The following is a 15657-nucleotide window of genomic DNA, read 5'->3' as shown; positions in this document are numbered from 1 at the left end:
ATATTTAAAAGAAAAGGCTAAATTTAGGCATTTGCTTTTTAAGTTGCAACCAAGTTGCATTTTGCTAAACTTCGCAATTATTTTTTAAAGGAGAGATAATGAGAAAAATTATCGTTTTTTTAGCTGTTTGTGCTTTGTCTCTTTTTGCAAAGCCGGTTGTGACTACTAGCATACTGCCGACGAAATTTTTTGTCGAGCAGATCGCCGGAGATACGCTAGATGTAAATGCGATGGTTGGCAAAGGCGCTGATCCGCACACCTATGAGCCAAAACCAAAGCAGATGAAGGAGCTTGAAAAGAGCGAGCTTTACTTTGCTATTGGCATCGAGTTTGAAGACGCGTGGCTAGATCGCTTCTCAAAGACGTTTAAAAATTTACGCATCGTAAAGACGCAAGAGGGCATCGAAAAGATCGCTATGAGCGAGGAGCATGAACATGAAGAGCACCACGAGCACAAGCACGAGGGCGAGCATAAGCATGAGCACCATGACCACGAGGGCGAGCACCATCATCACCACCATGACGGCCTTGACCCACACATCTGGCTTGACCCTATCCTAGTAAAAACTCAAGCTGATAACATAGCAAAGGCGCTAATAGAGAAATTCCCACAAAATGCAAAGCTTTATGAGGAGAATTTGGCTAAATTTAAAGCTAGTCTTGACGAGCTTGATGGCTTTATCAAAAACGAGCTAAAAGATGTCAAAACTCGCGAATTTATCGTATATCACCCATCTTGGGGCTACTTTGCAAAGCGCTATAACTTAGAGCAAATAGCCATCGAGATAGAGGGCAAAGAGCCAAAGCCAGCTGAGCTAAAAGAGCTTATAGAAGAAGCCAAAGAGCACGGTGTAAAGGTCATTTTCGTGGCTCCACAGTTTCCAACAAAGGCTGCAAATTTGATCGCAAAAGAGACTGGCTCAAAGGTCGTCATGATAGACCAACTGCCTGAAAACTGGCTAGTCGAGATGAAAAAAACGGCTGAAATTTTCGCAAAAAGTCTATAAAAATGTTAGCACGCCTGATCGTCATTTGCCTACTTGCGATAAATGCTTTCGGGTGTGCTCTATGCTCGCTTTATAGCCCAACAGCTCACGTTAGCGCGAAATTTGTCGCACACGAAAATAATATCACACAGATAGCCTTTACTTGGACCTTTTCGCAAAATTTCTCAGACCTGATGAAGCAAAATTTTGACCTAAATCAAGATGAAAAGATAGATGAAAAAGAGCTTAGAAAGATCCGCTTAAATTTACTAGACTACCTCGTGCCAAGGCACTATTTGACGCAGATTGAGTATTATTACAAGGACGAAAACGCCACTAAAATAGAGCCAAATTTAAATAATTACAAACTCTATTTTGATGAGGGCAGGCTTAAATTTGACGTGAGTTTTAAGACAAATTTAGTGATCGCTGACGGACTTGTCGTGTCGGTTGATATGGAGGACAAAGAGGGCTATTTTAACTTCAAATTTACGCAAAATAACGCATTTTTGGTGGGTAAAAGCTTCTGGGCGATACCAAATTCAAACTCAAATTTGATATTTTTTACATTTTCAAGCAAAGAAGCAGCCAAAGCTCACAACGAGAAGCCAGCGCTTAAAGAGTTACTAAAAGAGCCAGTGGTAGGCGCGAGCGATGAGAATTTAAGCCAGATAGATAAGATCGATGAGGCGAAATTTGACATCGTCTCAAAAACTAGCCTAAGCTTGCTTGATAGGCTAAAGCAAATTTTAAGAAGCGTGGATTATAAAAGCCCGCTTGCGCTGCTATTTTTGGCATTTATCTCATTTGGATATGGCTTCTTGCACGCTGCTGGAGCAGGCCATGGCAAGGTGCTAACAAGCTCATATTTTGCCGCAACTGGTGGCAGCTACAAAAGGGCGTTTTTATTTGCACTAAAGATCGGCTTTTTGCACGTCGTGGGCGCATTTGTCTTTGTCTTTGCTAGCTTTTTACTGCTTCGTGAAGTAAGCAGCGACCTCACAAAGGACACTGCTAGCATAACGACTGCGTTTTCTGGCGTCGTGATCTTTTTTGTAGCGATTTTTATGCTCGTTAAAAAGATCAAATTTTACCTTTCAAACAAAAATGAGACTAAATTTTATATTTTTAGATCAAATCTAAGCCAAAATTTGAGTAAAAATACAAAATTTAAAAGTGAATGTGGCTGTCAAATTTGCTCAACCAAAAAGCCAAAGAGCAAAGAGGAGTGGCTAGTAGCGGCCGCTGCAGCTCTTGTGCCCTGTCCAGGCACGATACTTGTCTTTGTGCTGGCAAATGAGATAGGTAGCTACTTTGCAGGCGTAATAAGTGGCGTATTTATGGCGCTTGGCATGAGTGTGGTGATATTTGTAGCGGCAGTTTTTGGCTCAAAGATCAGCACGAACATTAAGCTAAAAAAGTTTAAAATCTACGCAGAATTTGCAGCCCTTGGCATCATGCTTTGGCTTGGACTTTTCATTTTTGTCACGACATTTACGCAAAAGAGTCTATTTTGAAAGATATTATAAAAATTAGAAATTTAAACTTTAGCTACGATAAACAAGTCGTTTTAGAGGATATTAATTTAGAGTATAGTAGCGACGAGTTTTTAGCGATAATTGGTCCAAATGGCGGGGGCAAAAGCACGCTTTTAAAGCTCATTTTGGGTCTGCTTAAGCCTCAAAGTGGCGAGATAAAGCTCTTTGGTAAAGAGCCAAGCGAGGTTAGCAAATTTATAGGCTACGTGCCGCAAAATTTCCTCTCAAATCAAAGCTTTCCGATGATGGTTTTAGAAGTCGTTTTAATGGGGCTAATCGATAAAAAAATCTTTGGTTTTTACTCAAAAGATGAAAAAGCCTTAGCGCTAAGTGCTCTTGAGAAGGTCGGCATGAGGGAGTTTGCAAACGCAAGGATCGGCGAGCTAAGTGGTGGTCAAAGGCAGCGCGTCTATATCGCTAGAGCGCTTTGCGCAAACGCAAAAGTACTCATCTTAGATGAGCCAACAGCCAGCATCGACACAAAAGGGCAGGCTGAAATTTATGAAATTTTAAAGGGCATAAACGCAAATGGCGTGGGTGTGGTTTTAGTCAGTCACGACCTAAATATCGTGCTAAATTATGCTACAAAGATCGCTTACGTGAGTAAAAATTTACACATCCACAAAACGCATGAAAACCTTGCAAAGAGGGAATTTATCGAGCATCTAGCTAGAACGCATAGCCATTTTTGTGATGTCGAGATCGCACTTGGCGAGTGCGGTTGTGAAAAAACAAAAAGCAATGTTTTTAAATTTTAAAGAGAGAAAATGAGCGAAATTTTAGAGTTAAATTTTATGCAAAATGCCTTTATTGCGGGCATTTTAGTAAGCATAATATGCGGCATGATAGGCTCGCTTGTGGTGATAAATAAGATGACTTTTATCGCTGGAGGCATCGCACACGGCGCGTATGGCGGCATAGGGCTTGCATTTTTCTTCTCGCTCGAGCCACTTTTTGGAGCGAGCATATTTTCACTATTTTTAGCGCTCATCATCGCCACGATCACGCTAAAAGATAAGACAAACATAGACTCCGTAATAGGCGCTATTTGGGCGATTGGCATGGCGATTGGCATTATTTTCATCGACCTCACACCTGGCTATAACGCCGATCTTATGAGCTATCTTTTTGGCTCGATCCTTGCAGTTAGCGGCACAGATATTATCTTTATGAGCGTTTTAGACCTCTTGTTTTTGGCTCTTATCGCGCTTTTTTACCGCCAGTTTGTGGCGATCAGCTTTGATGCGGAGTTTGCAAAACTTCGCGGGGTCAATACGACATTTTTTCACTATCTGCTAGTTTGTATGATGGCGCTTTGCGTGGTGGCTACGATCCGCGTCGTGGGGCTAATACTTGTCATCGCGCTACTTACCATACCGCCATATATTGCTCAAATTTTTGCCAAAAGACTTGGGCTAATGATGCTAATCTCAACTATTTTTTCTATCATTTTTTGCTTTATCGGGCTTGTGATCAGCTTTTATTTCAACCTCACAGGCGGAGCTAGCATCATCTTAGTCGCCTCACTTTGCTTTTTTGCGTTTAGCTTTAAATTTAAAAGCTTGCGCTCGTAGCTCTTTTTAACCTAAAAAGCGTCCAAGCCAAAAAGCAAATCGCCGTAAAATAGACGCTAAAAAAGAGTGCTAACCACATAAATTTGATCTCAAGTCCTAGCCAAAAGACTACCACGTAAAAGAGCGAGCATTGAAGCACGAGCTGTCTAAAGCCATTTAGCAAAAAGATCGCCACTGGGCGTTTTATCGCTTGTAGCGTGCTGCCTGAGATGTTTATCGTGCCGTAAGCCATGTAGGCAAGTGAGTTGATGCCAAGGTAGAGCTTTGCCACTTCTAGCACGGCTGGCGTGCCATCAAAGAGCTTGATCGCGCTCTCGCCAAAAAGCCTGATGAAGATGTAGGCAAAGGCGCAGTAGATGAGCAAAAAAAGAAGCGATAGTTTGTAGCACTGCAATGCTCTTTGAAAGCTCTTAGCGCCATAGTTTCTTGAGATGATGCTAAGCACTCCTGCTGCCATGCCGATGGTTGGAAGCACTAAAATTTGCTCGATCCTTAAAGCTATGCCATAACCTGCCACTGCATTGACGCCGTAAAAGCTTACAAATTTTAAAAGCACGAGCGAGCCAAGTGACATTGAGAGGTAGTTTAGACAAGCTGGCAAAGCTTGCTTTAGTATCTTTGCCCAGACGGCTAAATTTGGCACGAAGTAGCCTAAATTTCTAGGCTCTATCATCTTGCTTTTTCTAACTTTAAAAAAGAGATAGATCATGCCTAAAAACTGCACGCTAGCCGTTGCTAGAGCAAGACCTTTTACGCCAAGAGCAAAGATAAAGGCAAAAAGATAGCAAAAAAATGCGTTGATAAAAAGGCCGCAAAATAGCCAGTTGCGGTAGCTTTTAGTATCGCCAAGTGCGACCAGTATGCCATTAAGCGATTTTATAAGTAGGAAAAATGGAGCTGCAAGAAAGATGACGCCAGCGTAGTCAAGTGCTTCATTGATGTAGTGATGATCAGCGCCTAAAAGAATTAGTAAATTTGGCGCTAGCAAGTAGCCACAAAGCACCATAAATAAGGCAAAAAGAAGCACAAAAACGATGCCATTTGCCGCATAAAGCTTAGCCATTTTTGGTTTGTTTGCGCCTAGGCTGTTGCCTATTAGCGCGGTGAGTGCCGAGCCAAAGCCAAGACCGATGCCAACGACACTTAGATAGAGCAAAAAGCTCATCGCCATGCCAGCAACTGCAAGGGTAGAAATTTTAGCGGCGAAAAATGTGCCAGTGACGTTGTAAAGCGTGTTAAACATCATGCCCACGCCAGCTGGCAGCGAGAGCGAGATGATTAGTTTATTTAGCGGGTCTTTTAGTAGGTCCAAGCTGTCTTCTTGTTAAATTTCATCTGGGCTAAGCTCTATTAAATTTTTGCCATAAATATACAAACTCTTCATTGCCCCAAGTGCTCCGTTTCGCCTAGCGACGCCAAGCTCTATATTCACTCCTTTTGCAAGAAGCTCCGAGCGCACGTCCTCTATGTCATTTTTAGCTAAAAGCATATATCAGCGCCACCCTTTGTTGGATGCTTTGCCGCAGGTAAAAACTCGCCCTCAAACCTATGTAAATTTATCTTTTGTGAGCCAAAATTTAGGCTAATGTGACCGTCTTTCTGGGCTGGTCGCATGCCTAAAATGTCGCAGTAAAATTTAAGCGCCTCTTTAACGTCGTTTACGACTATCATTATGTGATCTAAATTTTTTATCTGCATTTTGGCTCACATTTTTATTTTTGATCTCTTGATGCCCTTTTTCTAGCGTAGATATTTAGGCACTCAACCGCTAGCGAGAAGCCCATCGCAAAGTAGATGTAGCCTTTTGGCACATGCACGCCAAAGCCATCAAGTATGAGCGCAAAGCCAACTAGCACTAGAAATGCTAGCGCTAGCATTTTTATGGTCGGGTTGTTATCGACAAATTCTGAGATCGCCTTTGAGGCAAACATCATCACGCCAACTGCGATGATGACGGCAAGTATCATGATATCGATGTGCTGAGCCATGCCAACTGCGGTGATAACGCTATCGAGTGAAAAGACTATGTCTAAAATGCCTATCTCAAGGATAGTCGCGAAAAATCCTGGATGAGACTTGCTCTCGTGAGCCTCTTCATGCTTGCCAGTGGCGTTTGCGTGGATCTCCATTGATGATTTTACTATCAAAAATAGACCGCCTATTATGAGCACTAGATCGCGTCCAGTGATGCTAAGCTCGCCTATGCTAAAGAGCGGCTTTGTAAGCTTCATGATCCAAAATAGCGAAAGTAGCAGGATGATCCTAGTGATCATCGCAAAGCCAAGCCCTAAAATGCGGCCCTTGCCCCTTTGCTCTGGCGGCAATTTGCCTACTAAAATAGCGATAAATATGATGTTATCTATGCCTAAAACTATCTCCAAGCCAGTTAGCGTAAGTAGCGATATCCACGCCTCTGGCGAACTCAACCACTCAAACATTTACTTCCTTTGTTAAAATTTTTATTATGCTCTCAGGCAAAATTTCATGCTCTATGGCGTGAATTTTAGCCTCCCACTCATCTAAACTCATGCCGTCCTCGCGCTCAAACGCCCTTTGCGCGATCAGTTTGCCTCCGTCAAGCTCTTCGCTCACGTAGTGCACGCTCACACCGCCTATCATCATGTCGCTCTCAAAGCTCTCCTTTATCGCATGCGCGCCCTTAAAAAGCGGCAGGATAGAGGGGTGAAGGTTTATGGCTTTTATCTGCGCCGTAAAAACTGGCGTTAGTATCCTCATAAAGCCCGCAAGCACCGTTAGATCGGCCCCACTTTTTAAAATTTGCTCCACCAAAACAGCGTCAAATTCCTCACGATTTTTAAATTTAGCGCTCTCTATGACGAGCGTTTCAAGTCCAAATTTCTTAGCTCGCTCGATACCAAAAGCACCAGGCTTGTTGCAGATACAAAGGCAAACTTCGATCTTTACGCCGTTAAAAATTTGATTATGAACTTTTTTAAGTATCGCTTCTAAATTTGAGCCACTGCCGCTAAAAAGCACGGCTATCTTTTTCGTAAGCATTTTACTCCTTTGATGATGTCTGTTGGCTCCAGCGAGTAGCTGTTTTTGCCAAAATTTCTAAGGCTAAGCGCATGAGCTAAAGTGGCTGAGATGGCAGCATCAAGAGGCTCATAGCCTTGAGCCAAAAGTGCTAGCACAAGACCGCTTAGCACGTCGCCACTGCCGCCTTTTGCAAGCGCGCTTTTACCATAAGGCATGACGTAAATTTGCCCATCTTTGGCGATTATGGTGTTTGCCCCTTTTAGCACAAGAACAGCCTTAAATTTCTCGCTCCAAGTCCTCGCGTAAGCGTATCTGTTTTCTTGTAAAGTTTGCACATCTATATCGGCTATTTTGCAAATTTTTAAAAGAGAGCAAAACTCCTTTGGATGAGGTGTCAAGACGCAGTTTTCGCTTAGTAGGTCAAGCACTTTTGGGCTGTAAAAGATATCAGCGTCAAGCACAAGCTTTTTGTCCTTTAAAATTTGCACCTCAAGCTCTTCTACGCCCCTTTTGCCAAGCCCCATGCCAAGGGCTCCAGCGTTCATTTTCTCACTTATCTTGCTAGCTTGCATGATGTGCGTTGGTAAATTTAAATCCTGCTCGCCTATCACGCTAACTAGCCCAGCCCCAAAGGCAAATGCCGCCTTTGCGCAAAGCTTGCTTGCTCCTATGTGCTCGCCAGATATGATAAATGCGTGGCCAAAGTCGCCTTTATTTACGCACTGATTTTTTCTATTTGGAAGCATGAGATCGCATTTTTCAAGCAGATGATAGTCGCTCTCGCACTCGTAGTTTTGCGCGCTTATGCCAAGTGTAGCGACCTTTATCTTGCCCACGCAGTCCTTTGCCGCGTCACTATAAAGAGCTAGCTTTCTAGCTCCCATCGTGATAGTAGCGTTTGCTCTTACGCAAGCGCCAAGTACCTTGCCCTCGCTATTTAGCCCGCTTGACACGTCGCAAGCGATGATGTAAGCGGGGCTAGCGTTTATTTTTGAGATTAACTCTATGTGCTTTTCGTCTAAATTTCTATTTAGCCCTGAGCCAAAAAGCCCGTCTATGAGGCATTTTGCGCTATTTAAGCTACTTTCTACATCTTTGCTCTCTCGCACGCCAGCAAATTTAGCACGTTCGAGCTGCTTGGTGGCTAGTGGCTTTAAATTTTTACTAGCTAGGATAAATTCACACTCATACTCGCCCTCTAGCATCCTTAAAGCGCAAAGCACGTCAGCGCCGTTGTTTCCGCCACCGCAAATGCCAAGCACCCTCACGCCTTTTTTAAATTTCTTGCGTATGAAATTTGCTATGCCTGTGGCTGCATTTTCCATCAAAAGCTCTTCGCTAAGGTCAAATTTCTCGCCTGCTCGCTCGTCTAAAATTCTCGTGTCTAAATATAAATTTTTCATTCTATGCCCTAAAACTAAGCGCCTCTAGGATGTGGGGCTTTAAAATTTGCTCGCTCTCATCAAGATCGGCGATGCTTCTAGCCACTCTAAGCGTCTTTTTTATGCCTCTTTGAGAGAGGTTGTACTTCGTGGCGGCCTTTTGCAAAATTTCACTTGCCTCGGCGTTTAACGTGCAAAATTTAGCCACCTGCGCGTCATTTAGTTTGCCATTTAGCTCATCTTGACCCCGCTTTTTTTGAAAGATAAAGGCTTTTAAAACCATTTCGCTCATCTGCTGTGAGCTCAAACTAGCCTTGTCATCTGGCGAGCTCTCATCCATCGCGACTTTTAAGTCTATGCGGTCAAGCACTGGGGCTGAAATTTTGGCTTTGTAGTTTTTTATCTCATTTTCGCTGCATTTGCAGTTTAGGTTGCGGGAGAATAAATTTCCACAAGGGCAGGGATTTTGAGCGGCCACGAAGATAAATTTAGTCTCATAAGTCACTTTTGAATTTACCCTTGCGATGTGGATTTGATTGTCCTCAAGCGGCTCTCTGAGGCTTTCTATCACCTGTTTAGAAAAGTGTGGGAACTCATCAAAAAATAGAACTCCACCATTTGCAAGTGCGATCTCGCCGATCTTTGCGACGTTTGAGCCTCCGCCAAAGATCGAGCTTTTTGTCGATGTGTGGTGCGGCGAGCGAAAGGCTCTAGTGCTTGTAAATTCGCTATCTTGCAAATTTAGCGAGCGGTAGGCGGCGGACTTTAGCACCTCTTCTAGGCTTTGTGGCGCCATGATATAGACGAGGCGTTTTGCGCACATGCTCTTGCCGCTGCCTGGGCTACCTTCAAATAAGATATTGTGCATGCCAACAGCTGCGATGACGCAGGCTCTTTTGGCTCTTTCTTGACCCAAGACGTCCTTAAAATCAAGCTCGAAATTTAAATTTGGAACATATCTTTTGCCAGAAATTTCTATCACATTTGAAAATAGCTCGTGTGTGGCGCTAAAATGCATGCTTTTAGCAAATTCTACGTCACTAAAAAACTTTATTGCCTCCTCTAGTGTGCTAACGCCATAAATCTCTAAATTTGGGATCATCGAAGCTTTGGCGGCTATCTCTTTTGGCACTAAAATTTTAGCCTTTTGCACCTGCGTGCTTAAAAAAAGTAGGATCGAAAACAAATTTGCCGTGCTTTTTACACTGCCATCAAGTCCAAGCTCGCCAAAAACAAAAATTTTCTCCAAGCTTTTTGCTTTTTGAAGTGCGATTAAAAGGGCGATACTTAGGTCAAAATGTGAGCCGCTTTTTGGCAGGTCTGAGGGGGATAAATTTATGGTTATTTTCTGAGCTGGAAAGGCAAAGTCAAGCGCTAAAAGTGCCGCCTTTACGCGCTCTGTGCTCTCTTTGATGCTGGTGCTTGCAAGTCCTACGATACTAAAGCCAGGAAGCCCACGAGAAAAGATCGACTCAACATCAATAATCTTTAGTCCGTCGCCGTAAGTAGCACATTTTAGGGACTTCATGATGTCTTTTCTTTTTTCTGCTTTTTGTATTCCTTATCGAATTTCTTGCGTTTGTTAAAGCCTATTTTTTCTATAAAAAGATGTCCGTCTAGGTGGTCATTTTCATGCTGGATAGCGATCGCTAGTAGCCCATCAGTTTTTAAGGTCTGCTCTTTACCAAAGCGGTCTTGAAATTTGATAGCAACTACCTCGCTTCGTTTAACGTCCTCGTAGTAGCCAGGCACGCTAAGGCAGCCCTCTTGATAGACGCACTCGCCCTCACGTAGCTCAAATTTTGGGTTTATGATCTCGATTAAATTTTCTCTATCTTGCACGCCCTCTTCGTTGGCTAAATTTATGATGAAAATTCTCTTTGCAACGCCTATTTGTATGGCTGCAAGACCGATGCCTTCTTTTGCGATCATCGTCTCATACATATCATCAAGAAGTTTGTGAAGCTTCTCATCGAAAACCTCAACCTCTTTTGAAATTTCATAAAGTTTTTTATTTGGATAGGATAAAACTTCTAGGATCAAACTAATTATCTGCTTTCTCGTCTAAAAATATAGGTTGCTCGTCATCTTGTGTGACTATCAGCTGGTCAAGTGTATATGAAATCAACTCTTCAGCGCTCCTTTTTTTAGTTATCATACTTGAGACGATTTGTATATCTAGTTTGCATTCTTCGTTGTCTATTCTCCAAGATATGGACGAGAGCATATTTAAAATTCTCGTGCATGCTTGTTTTGTGCCACTTTCATCAGTGTATTTCATCACCATAGCAAAGCAGCCATCACCGTAGTGAGCGACTATATCGCTTCTGCGTGAAGTTCTTAAAAGAAGTTGCGACATACTTTTAAGCATATTATTCCGCTCTTTTAAATTCTTAACTCGATTTGCAAATCTATCTTTTAATTTAACTAGTAAAAATGATGCGCTATAACCATATCTTTTAATGGCTTCTACTTCACTTTGTACTGTAACAAGCAGAAAGTTTTTGTTATAAACTTCGTAGTTTGTATCGTAAATAGACTGCTCTTCAATGGATTTAAACATTTTTCCAATTTCATTATAACTTACTTTTATAATATCAAGGTGCTTATGCATAATCTCATTGAGTCTAACAAGATCTTGATTGAAAGCACTTAGAATATTTTGAAGTGCAAGGATGTTTGTATTATTTTTGAGCTCATCTATATGCTTTTGTACTAGACCTCTCATAACACCTAAATTTTTATAGATGAGCACGACTGCTTGAAGCATACTTTTTATCTGTATGAAGCCCTGCTTTACCTCTTTTTCAATAGAGATATTACTATTAGTTGGCACTGAGCTTTCAGAACTTGCTACAATAGTATCACCTATCTCTTTTCTAAACTCATCTGATTGCTTATCAAGCATCTTTTCAAAGTAGATAGAGTAGTTTGTCGGTGTAGATGGGACGTTATCGTCGCTTAACTCGTGCAAAACGTCCTCTGAAAATTTATAGATATTTACCTTTTCTTTTTTAATAACTGGCTTTGTTTCAGCTGATTTTTTATTAGGATCTGGTGCGTTATCTATCTTTATCACTTTTGACCTTATTTAAAACTTTTCTCCAAAATTTTATCGACAAGTCCGTATTCTTTAGCTTCAGCTGAGCTCATAAAGAAGTCGCGCTCAGTATCTTTTACGATCTTGCTTAGCTTTTGGCCTGTATTTTTTGCCAAAATTCCATTTAAAATTTCTTTCAAACGTAAAATTTCACGAGCTTGTATCTCGATATCAGTCGCTTGTCCTCTAGCACCGCCAAGTGGTTGGTGTATCATGATACGAGAATTTGGCAGTGCATATCTTTTGCCAGGTGTGCCGCAGCTTAGCAAAAATGCACCCATACTTGCGGCCTGACCGATGCAGATAGTGCAAACATCAGGCTTTATGTAGTTCATCGTGTCATAGATGCTAAAGCCACTTGTTATCACGCCGCCTGGTGAGTTTATATAAAGGTAGATATCTTTGTCTGGATCCTCAGCCTCTAAAAATAGCAGCTGAGCGACGATAGAAGCAGCCATGCCGTCCTCTATCTCGCCACTTAGCATAACGATCCTGTCTTTTAAAAGACGGGAGTATATATCATAGCTTCGCTCACCTCTACTAGTTCTTTCAACTACGACAGGAACGTAATAGCTCATTACTCAGCCTTCTCTTTTTTGCTTGCTTTTTTCTCGTCTTTTTCTTTGTTGAAAAGCTCGCTAAATAGCTTCTCTTCGATCATCGACATCTTTATAGCTGGGAGCATGCCTTGGTTGCGGTACATCTCAAGGTGTGCTTTTGGATCTTGACCGCTTCTATATGCCTCAAAATAGATCGCTTGAACTACCTCTTGGTCGCTCACTTTCACGCCTTTTACGCGAGCTAGCTCATCGATGATGAAAGTTAGGCGAACGCTATTTTCAGCGTCTTTTCTATATTCGTCACGTTTTTTGGCTAGAGCGTCTTTGTCTTCTCTAAATTTCTTCATATCGTCTGGAGTAAATGAGCTCCATGCGTTTCTAAACTGCATATCGATCTCTTGCTCGACGATATTTTTTGGCACGTCAAATTTAAATTTCTCAACCGCAGCTTCAGCAAATTTTGGTTTTAGCTCTTCGTTTATAAGTTTATAAATTTTCTCTTGGCGAATTTGCTCTTTTATGCGCTCTTCAAGTAGCTCTTCTGTTGGGTTTTCCTCATTTGGAAGGATAGTTTTTAGCATCTCTTCGTCTAGTTTTTCAGGGATCTTTCTCTCTTGAATTTCATGAAGTTTGACTTTAAAAACAGCGTCTTTGCCAGCTAAATGTGCAGCGCCATAGTTTTCTGGGAATTTAACCTCGATATCTTTTTCGCCACCAGCTTTTATGCCTACCATGCCATCTTCAAAGCCTGGGATAAATTGATTTGAGCCGATCTCAAGCACGTAGTTTTCAGCCTTGCCACCTTCAAATGCAACACCATCAACAAAGCCTTCAAAGTCAAATTTAGCAAAATCGCCAACTTTTAGACCTCTTTTGCTCTCTACTTTTTCAAGTGGAGCTATCATTTTTAGAAGTTCAGCTTTTTTCTCATCGATATCTTTTTTCAAAACGCGTGGGTTTGAAAACTCAGGTATCAAGCTCTCATAGCCGCTCACATCGACGCTTGGTTTAAATGAAACAGTTAGCTCAACGTCGATCTTGTCATCTTTTCTATCAAATTTTGAAACGATAGGCTCGCCGATAAGGTCGTCATTTTTCTTGCCTGCTTTTTTGATAGCCTCTTCGACTACATCTCTTAAGACATCTTGCTCAGCGTCGTTTGTTAGCTCTTTCTCGTAGCGTTTTAGCACGACAGCGACTGGCACATGGCCTTGCCTAAAGCCATCTACTTTCATAGTTTTTGCTGCTTTTTTTGCTAGTTTTTCTACGCTAGACTTTATAGCATCTGCACTTACAGTCGTGCTTGCTAGGGTATTTACGCTATCTAGAGCTTTGGTTTTGATTTCCATCGAATTCCTTTATGAATACAAATTTTTAGCCCAAAATATAGCAGAATTTTCCTTATTTCATTGTAAATTTGTAAATTTTTATAGATATAAAAGGCGTTTTAACGTAGAATTTGGCGATAAAATTATGGAGAAAATTTATGCAAGAGAGTTTTGAAAATTCAGTTAAAAATATGCTAACTATCATCGGCGAAGATCCAAACAGAGAGGGGCTTATTAAAACCCCAGAGCGCGTTTATAAGGCTTTTAAATTTCTAACTAGCGGATACGATCAGGACCCAAAAGAAGTCCTTGGTGACGCGCTATTTACCAGCTCAAACAACGAAATGGTTTTAATGCGAAACATCGAGTTTTACAGCCTTTGTGAGCACCATTTGCTGCCTATTATCGGCCGCGTGCATGTGGCGTACATCCCAAATGGCAAGGTCGTTGGTCTTAGTAAAATTCCACGCATGGTAAATATCTATGCCAGACGCTTGCAAATTCAAGAGCAGATGACCGAGCAGATCGCAAAGGCGCTTGAGGACGTTATCGCTCCAAAAGGCGTTGGAGTAGTCGTCGAGGCAAGGCACATGTGCGTTGAGATGAGGGGAGTTGAGAAGATAAACTCGACTACCACGACCTCTGCGCTTAGAGGCTGCTTTATCAAAAACGCAGACACAAGACGAGAGTTTTTTTCGCTGATAAATTCGCCTAGGGAAACGCATTTTTGAGTTTAGAGCGCATAAATTCAAGGCTTAAAGAGGGCGTGAAGCTCTCAAATACCTTCGGTGTCATCACAAAGATCACGGCTACTACGATAGAGATCACCGGACTTCGCCCAAGTATCGGTGACATCGTGCGCATAGTCGCAAAAGACAAGAGCAAAAACGGCCTTGGCATGGTCACGCAGATAAAGACAGATGGCGCTTATATCAGCCCATTTGGCTTTGTCGAGGGTTTTAGGATAGGCGACTTTGTCTATGAGAGCGATCAGGGTATGAGCATACCTGTGGGGCCAAATTTACTTGGTCGCGTGGTCGATCCATTTATGAAGCCCGTTGACGGCAAAGGGGCGATCGATACGACTGAATATATGCCGATCATGAGAGCGCCGATAGATGCGATGAAAAGGGGTCTTATAAACGAGCCTTTTAGCGTTGGGATAAAGACGATAGATGGGCTGCTTACCTGCGGCAAAGGGCAAAAGCTGGGAATTTTCGCAGGTTCAGGCGTTGGCAAATCAACCCTCATGGGTATGATCGTAAAAAATACGCTAGCTCCAATAAAAGTAGTCGCGCTAATAGGCGAGCGTGGCCGTGAGGTGCCTGAATTTATTGAAAAAAACCTAGGCGGCGACCTAGAGGGCACCGTCATCATCGTAGCGACAAGTGATGATAGCTCGCTCATGCGAAAATACGGCGCATTTTGTGCGATGAGCGTGGCTGAATACTTCAAACAACAGGGCAACGACGTGCTTTTCATCATGGATAGTGTGACGCGTTTTGCGATGGCGCAGCGTGAGATCGGCCTTGCGCTTGGCGAGCCACCGACCTCAAAGGGCTATCCGCCAAGCTCGCTCACACTCTTGCCACAGCTGATGGAGCGCGCGGGCAAAGAGGAGGGCAAGGGCAGTATCACGGCGTTTTTCACCGTGCTAGTTGAGGGCGATGATATGAGCGACCCGATAGCTGACCAAAGCCGCTCTATCCTAGACGGACACATCGTGCTAAGCCGCGAGCTAACGGACTTTGGCATCTACCCACCTATCAATATCCAAAACTCGGCCTCGCGTGTAATGGGCGACGTGATAGGCAAAGAGCACAAGCTAAATGCGATGAAATTTAAGCGCCTTTACTCGCTTTTAAAAGAAAATGAGGTCTTGCTTCGCATCGGCGCATATCAAAAGGGTAGCGACAAGGAGCTTGACCTTGCGATATCGAAGAAAGAATTTATGGAGAGCTTCTTAAAACAAAGCTCAGAAGAGGCCTTTGCGCTTGAAGAGGTCGAAGAGCTGCTTGATAAGATCAATCAGTAAATTCTGTATAAATTTGACTACTAAAATTTCATAGCCTTTTAATTTTATTATTAAAAAGATCGGTAAATTTTGCATTTTTTGGTGCGAAAGGCGCTGCTGTAAAAAGTATGGTAGAAAATTTGAAATTTATAGGATTTTGTGAGGCTAAATTTCA

Annotated in this window: 17 protein-coding genes; 6 read left to right on the top strand and 11 right to left on the bottom strand. The window is 42.4% G+C overall.

Annotation, left to right across the window (positions count from 1 at the left end; genetic code table 11):
- The first annotated feature begins 98 nt into the window (after positions 1 to 98).
- Genes HMPREF1019_RS07385 through HMPREF1019_RS07370 form a run of 4 tightly spaced genes read left to right on the top strand, consistent with a single transcriptional unit; the run spans position 99 to position 4098 of the window.
- Entirely contained in the window at positions 99 to 1007 is a 909-nt protein-coding gene (locus tag HMPREF1019_RS07385) for a metal ABC transporter solute-binding protein, Zn/Mn family (RefSeq protein WP_009295082.1), read from the top strand.
- A gap of 2 nt (positions 1008 to 1009) precedes the next feature.
- Positions 1010 to 2503, top strand: a complete 1494-nt coding sequence (locus tag HMPREF1019_RS07380; RefSeq protein WP_009295081.1) for a nickel/cobalt transporter — start codon at positions 1010 to 1012, stop codon at positions 2501 to 2503.
- Positions 2500 to 3282 carry a metal ABC transporter ATP-binding protein gene (locus tag HMPREF1019_RS07375; protein ID WP_009295080.1) on the top strand — a complete coding sequence of 261 codons (783 nt, stop codon included), beginning with the start codon at positions 2500 to 2502 and terminating at the stop codon, positions 3280 to 3282. Before HMPREF1019_RS07380 ends, HMPREF1019_RS07375 begins: the two co-directional genes overlap by 4 nt.
- Positions 3283 to 3291: 9 nt before the next feature.
- Positions 3292 to 4098, top strand: a complete 807-nt coding sequence (locus tag HMPREF1019_RS07370; RefSeq protein WP_004317440.1) for a metal ABC transporter permease — start codon at positions 3292 to 3294, stop codon at positions 4096 to 4098.
- Here the strand turns inward: HMPREF1019_RS07370 and HMPREF1019_RS07365 are convergent.
- Genes HMPREF1019_RS07365 through tig form a run of 11 tightly spaced genes read right to left on the bottom strand, consistent with a single transcriptional unit; the run spans position 4079 to position 13489 of the window.
- Positions 4079 to 5410 carry an MATE family efflux transporter gene (locus HMPREF1019_RS07365; protein WP_009295079.1) on the bottom strand — a complete coding sequence of 444 codons (1332 nt, stop codon included), beginning with the start codon at positions 5408 to 5410 and terminating at the stop codon, positions 4079 to 4081. The genes HMPREF1019_RS07370 and HMPREF1019_RS07365 overlap by 20 nt on opposite strands.
- A gap of 12 nt (positions 5411 to 5422) precedes the next feature.
- Positions 5423 to 5587, bottom strand: a complete 165-nt coding sequence (locus HMPREF1019_RS10010; RefSeq protein WP_009295078.1) for a hypothetical protein — start codon at positions 5585 to 5587, stop codon at positions 5423 to 5425.
- Positions 5578 to 5796, bottom strand: a complete 219-nt coding sequence (locus tag HMPREF1019_RS09730; protein ID WP_009295077.1) for a VOC family protein — start codon at positions 5794 to 5796, stop codon at positions 5578 to 5580. The genes HMPREF1019_RS10010 and HMPREF1019_RS09730 overlap by 10 nt, the downstream gene beginning before the upstream one ends.
- A 14-nt stretch (positions 5797 to 5810) precedes the next feature.
- Positions 5811 to 6536, bottom strand: coding sequence for a TerC family protein (locus tag HMPREF1019_RS07355; RefSeq protein ID WP_009295076.1), 726 nt, complete (start codon positions 6534 to 6536; stop codon positions 5811 to 5813).
- Positions 6529 to 7116: a phosphoribosylglycinamide formyltransferase gene (purN, locus tag HMPREF1019_RS07350; protein ID WP_009295075.1), complete on the bottom strand. Its 588-nt coding sequence runs from the start codon at positions 7114 to 7116 to the stop codon at positions 6529 to 6531. Before purN ends, HMPREF1019_RS07355 begins: the two co-directional genes overlap by 8 nt.
- A complete protein-coding gene (locus tag HMPREF1019_RS07345) occupies positions 7098 to 8501 on the bottom strand; it encodes a bifunctional ADP-dependent NAD(P)H-hydrate dehydratase/NAD(P)H-hydrate epimerase (protein WP_009295074.1) in 1404 nt (467 codons plus the stop codon). Before HMPREF1019_RS07345 ends, purN begins: the two co-directional genes overlap by 19 nt.
- A 1-nt stretch (position 8502) precedes the next feature.
- Entirely contained in the window at positions 8503 to 10008 is a 1506-nt protein-coding gene (locus HMPREF1019_RS07340; protein ID WP_009295073.1) for a YifB family Mg chelatase-like AAA ATPase, read from the bottom strand.
- Positions 10005 to 10523: a peptide deformylase gene (gene def / locus HMPREF1019_RS07335; protein WP_009295072.1), complete on the bottom strand. Its 519-nt coding sequence runs from the start codon at positions 10521 to 10523 to the stop codon at positions 10005 to 10007. Before def ends, HMPREF1019_RS07340 begins: the two co-directional genes overlap by 4 nt.
- Position 10524: 1 nt before the next feature.
- Positions 10525 to 11559: a GGDEF domain-containing protein gene (locus HMPREF1019_RS07330; RefSeq protein WP_009295071.1), complete on the bottom strand. Its 1035-nt coding sequence runs from the start codon at positions 11557 to 11559 to the stop codon at positions 10525 to 10527.
- A gap of 8 nt (positions 11560 to 11567) precedes the next feature.
- Positions 11568 to 12158, bottom strand: coding sequence for an ATP-dependent Clp endopeptidase proteolytic subunit ClpP (clpP, locus tag HMPREF1019_RS07325; protein ID WP_009295070.1), 591 nt, complete (start codon positions 12156 to 12158; stop codon positions 11568 to 11570).
- Positions 12158 to 13489 (bottom strand): trigger factor, encoded by a 1332-nt coding sequence (gene tig / locus HMPREF1019_RS07320; RefSeq protein ID WP_009295069.1) that lies wholly within the window; start codon positions 13487 to 13489, stop codon positions 12158 to 12160. The genes clpP and tig overlap by 1 nt, the downstream gene beginning before the upstream one ends.
- Positions 13490 to 13626: 137 nt before the next feature.
- Between tig and folE the strand changes: the two genes are divergently transcribed.
- Both folE and fliI read left to right on the top strand, forming a co-directional pair.
- On the top strand, positions 13627 to 14199 hold the full coding sequence (gene folE / locus HMPREF1019_RS07315) for a GTP cyclohydrolase I FolE (protein ID WP_004317386.1): 573 nt from the start codon (positions 13627 to 13629) through the stop codon (positions 14197 to 14199).
- Positions 14196 to 15503, top strand: coding sequence for a flagellar protein export ATPase FliI (gene fliI, locus HMPREF1019_RS07310; protein ID WP_009295068.1), 1308 nt, complete (start codon positions 14196 to 14198; stop codon positions 15501 to 15503). The genes folE and fliI overlap by 4 nt, the downstream gene beginning before the upstream one ends.
- Positions 15504 to 15657: the final 154 nt, after the last annotated feature.

The organism is Campylobacter sp. 10_1_50, assembly GCF_000238755.1.
In the GTDB taxonomy this organism is placed as follows: domain Bacteria; phylum Campylobacterota; class Campylobacteria; order Campylobacterales; family Campylobacteraceae; genus Campylobacter_A; species Campylobacter_A concisus_R.
This window is presented reverse-complemented; position numbering and strand designations above follow the sequence as displayed.

Coding starts and splice junctions, on each gene's coding strand:
- HMPREF1019_RS10010 (WP_009295078.1), bottom strand. CDS start 5,587: ATGCTTTTAGCTAAAAATGACATAGAGGACGTGCGCTCGGAGCTTCTT.
- tig (WP_009295069.1), bottom strand. CDS start 13,489: ATGGAAATCAAAACCAAAGCTCTAGATAGCGTAAATACCCTAGCAAGC.
- HMPREF1019_RS07380 (WP_009295081.1), top strand. CDS start 1,010: ATGTTAGCACGCCTGATCGTCATTTGCCTACTTGCGATAAATGCTTTC.
- HMPREF1019_RS07345 (WP_009295074.1), bottom strand. CDS start 8,501: ATGAAAAATTTATATTTAGACACGAGAATTTTAGACGAGCGAGCAGGC.
- folE (WP_004317386.1), top strand. CDS start 13,627: ATGCAAGAGAGTTTTGAAAATTCAGTTAAAAATATGCTAACTATCATC.
- purN (WP_009295075.1), bottom strand. CDS start 7,116: ATGCTTACGAAAAAGATAGCCGTGCTTTTTAGCGGCAGTGGCTCAAAT.
- HMPREF1019_RS07385 (WP_009295082.1), top strand. CDS start 99: ATGAGAAAAATTATCGTTTTTTTAGCTGTTTGTGCTTTGTCTCTTTTT.
- clpP (WP_009295070.1), bottom strand. CDS start 12,158: ATGAGCTATTACGTTCCTGTCGTAGTTGAAAGAACTAGTAGAGGTGAG.
- HMPREF1019_RS07355 (WP_009295076.1), bottom strand. CDS start 6,536: ATGTTTGAGTGGTTGAGTTCGCCAGAGGCGTGGATATCGCTACTTACG.
- HMPREF1019_RS07340 (WP_009295073.1), bottom strand. CDS start 10,008: ATGAAGTCCCTAAAATGTGCTACTTACGGCGACGGACTAAAGATTATT.
- HMPREF1019_RS09730 (WP_009295077.1), bottom strand. CDS start 5,796: ATGCAGATAAAAAATTTAGATCACATAATGATAGTCGTAAACGACGTT.
- HMPREF1019_RS07370 (WP_004317440.1), top strand. CDS start 3,292: ATGAGCGAAATTTTAGAGTTAAATTTTATGCAAAATGCCTTTATTGCG.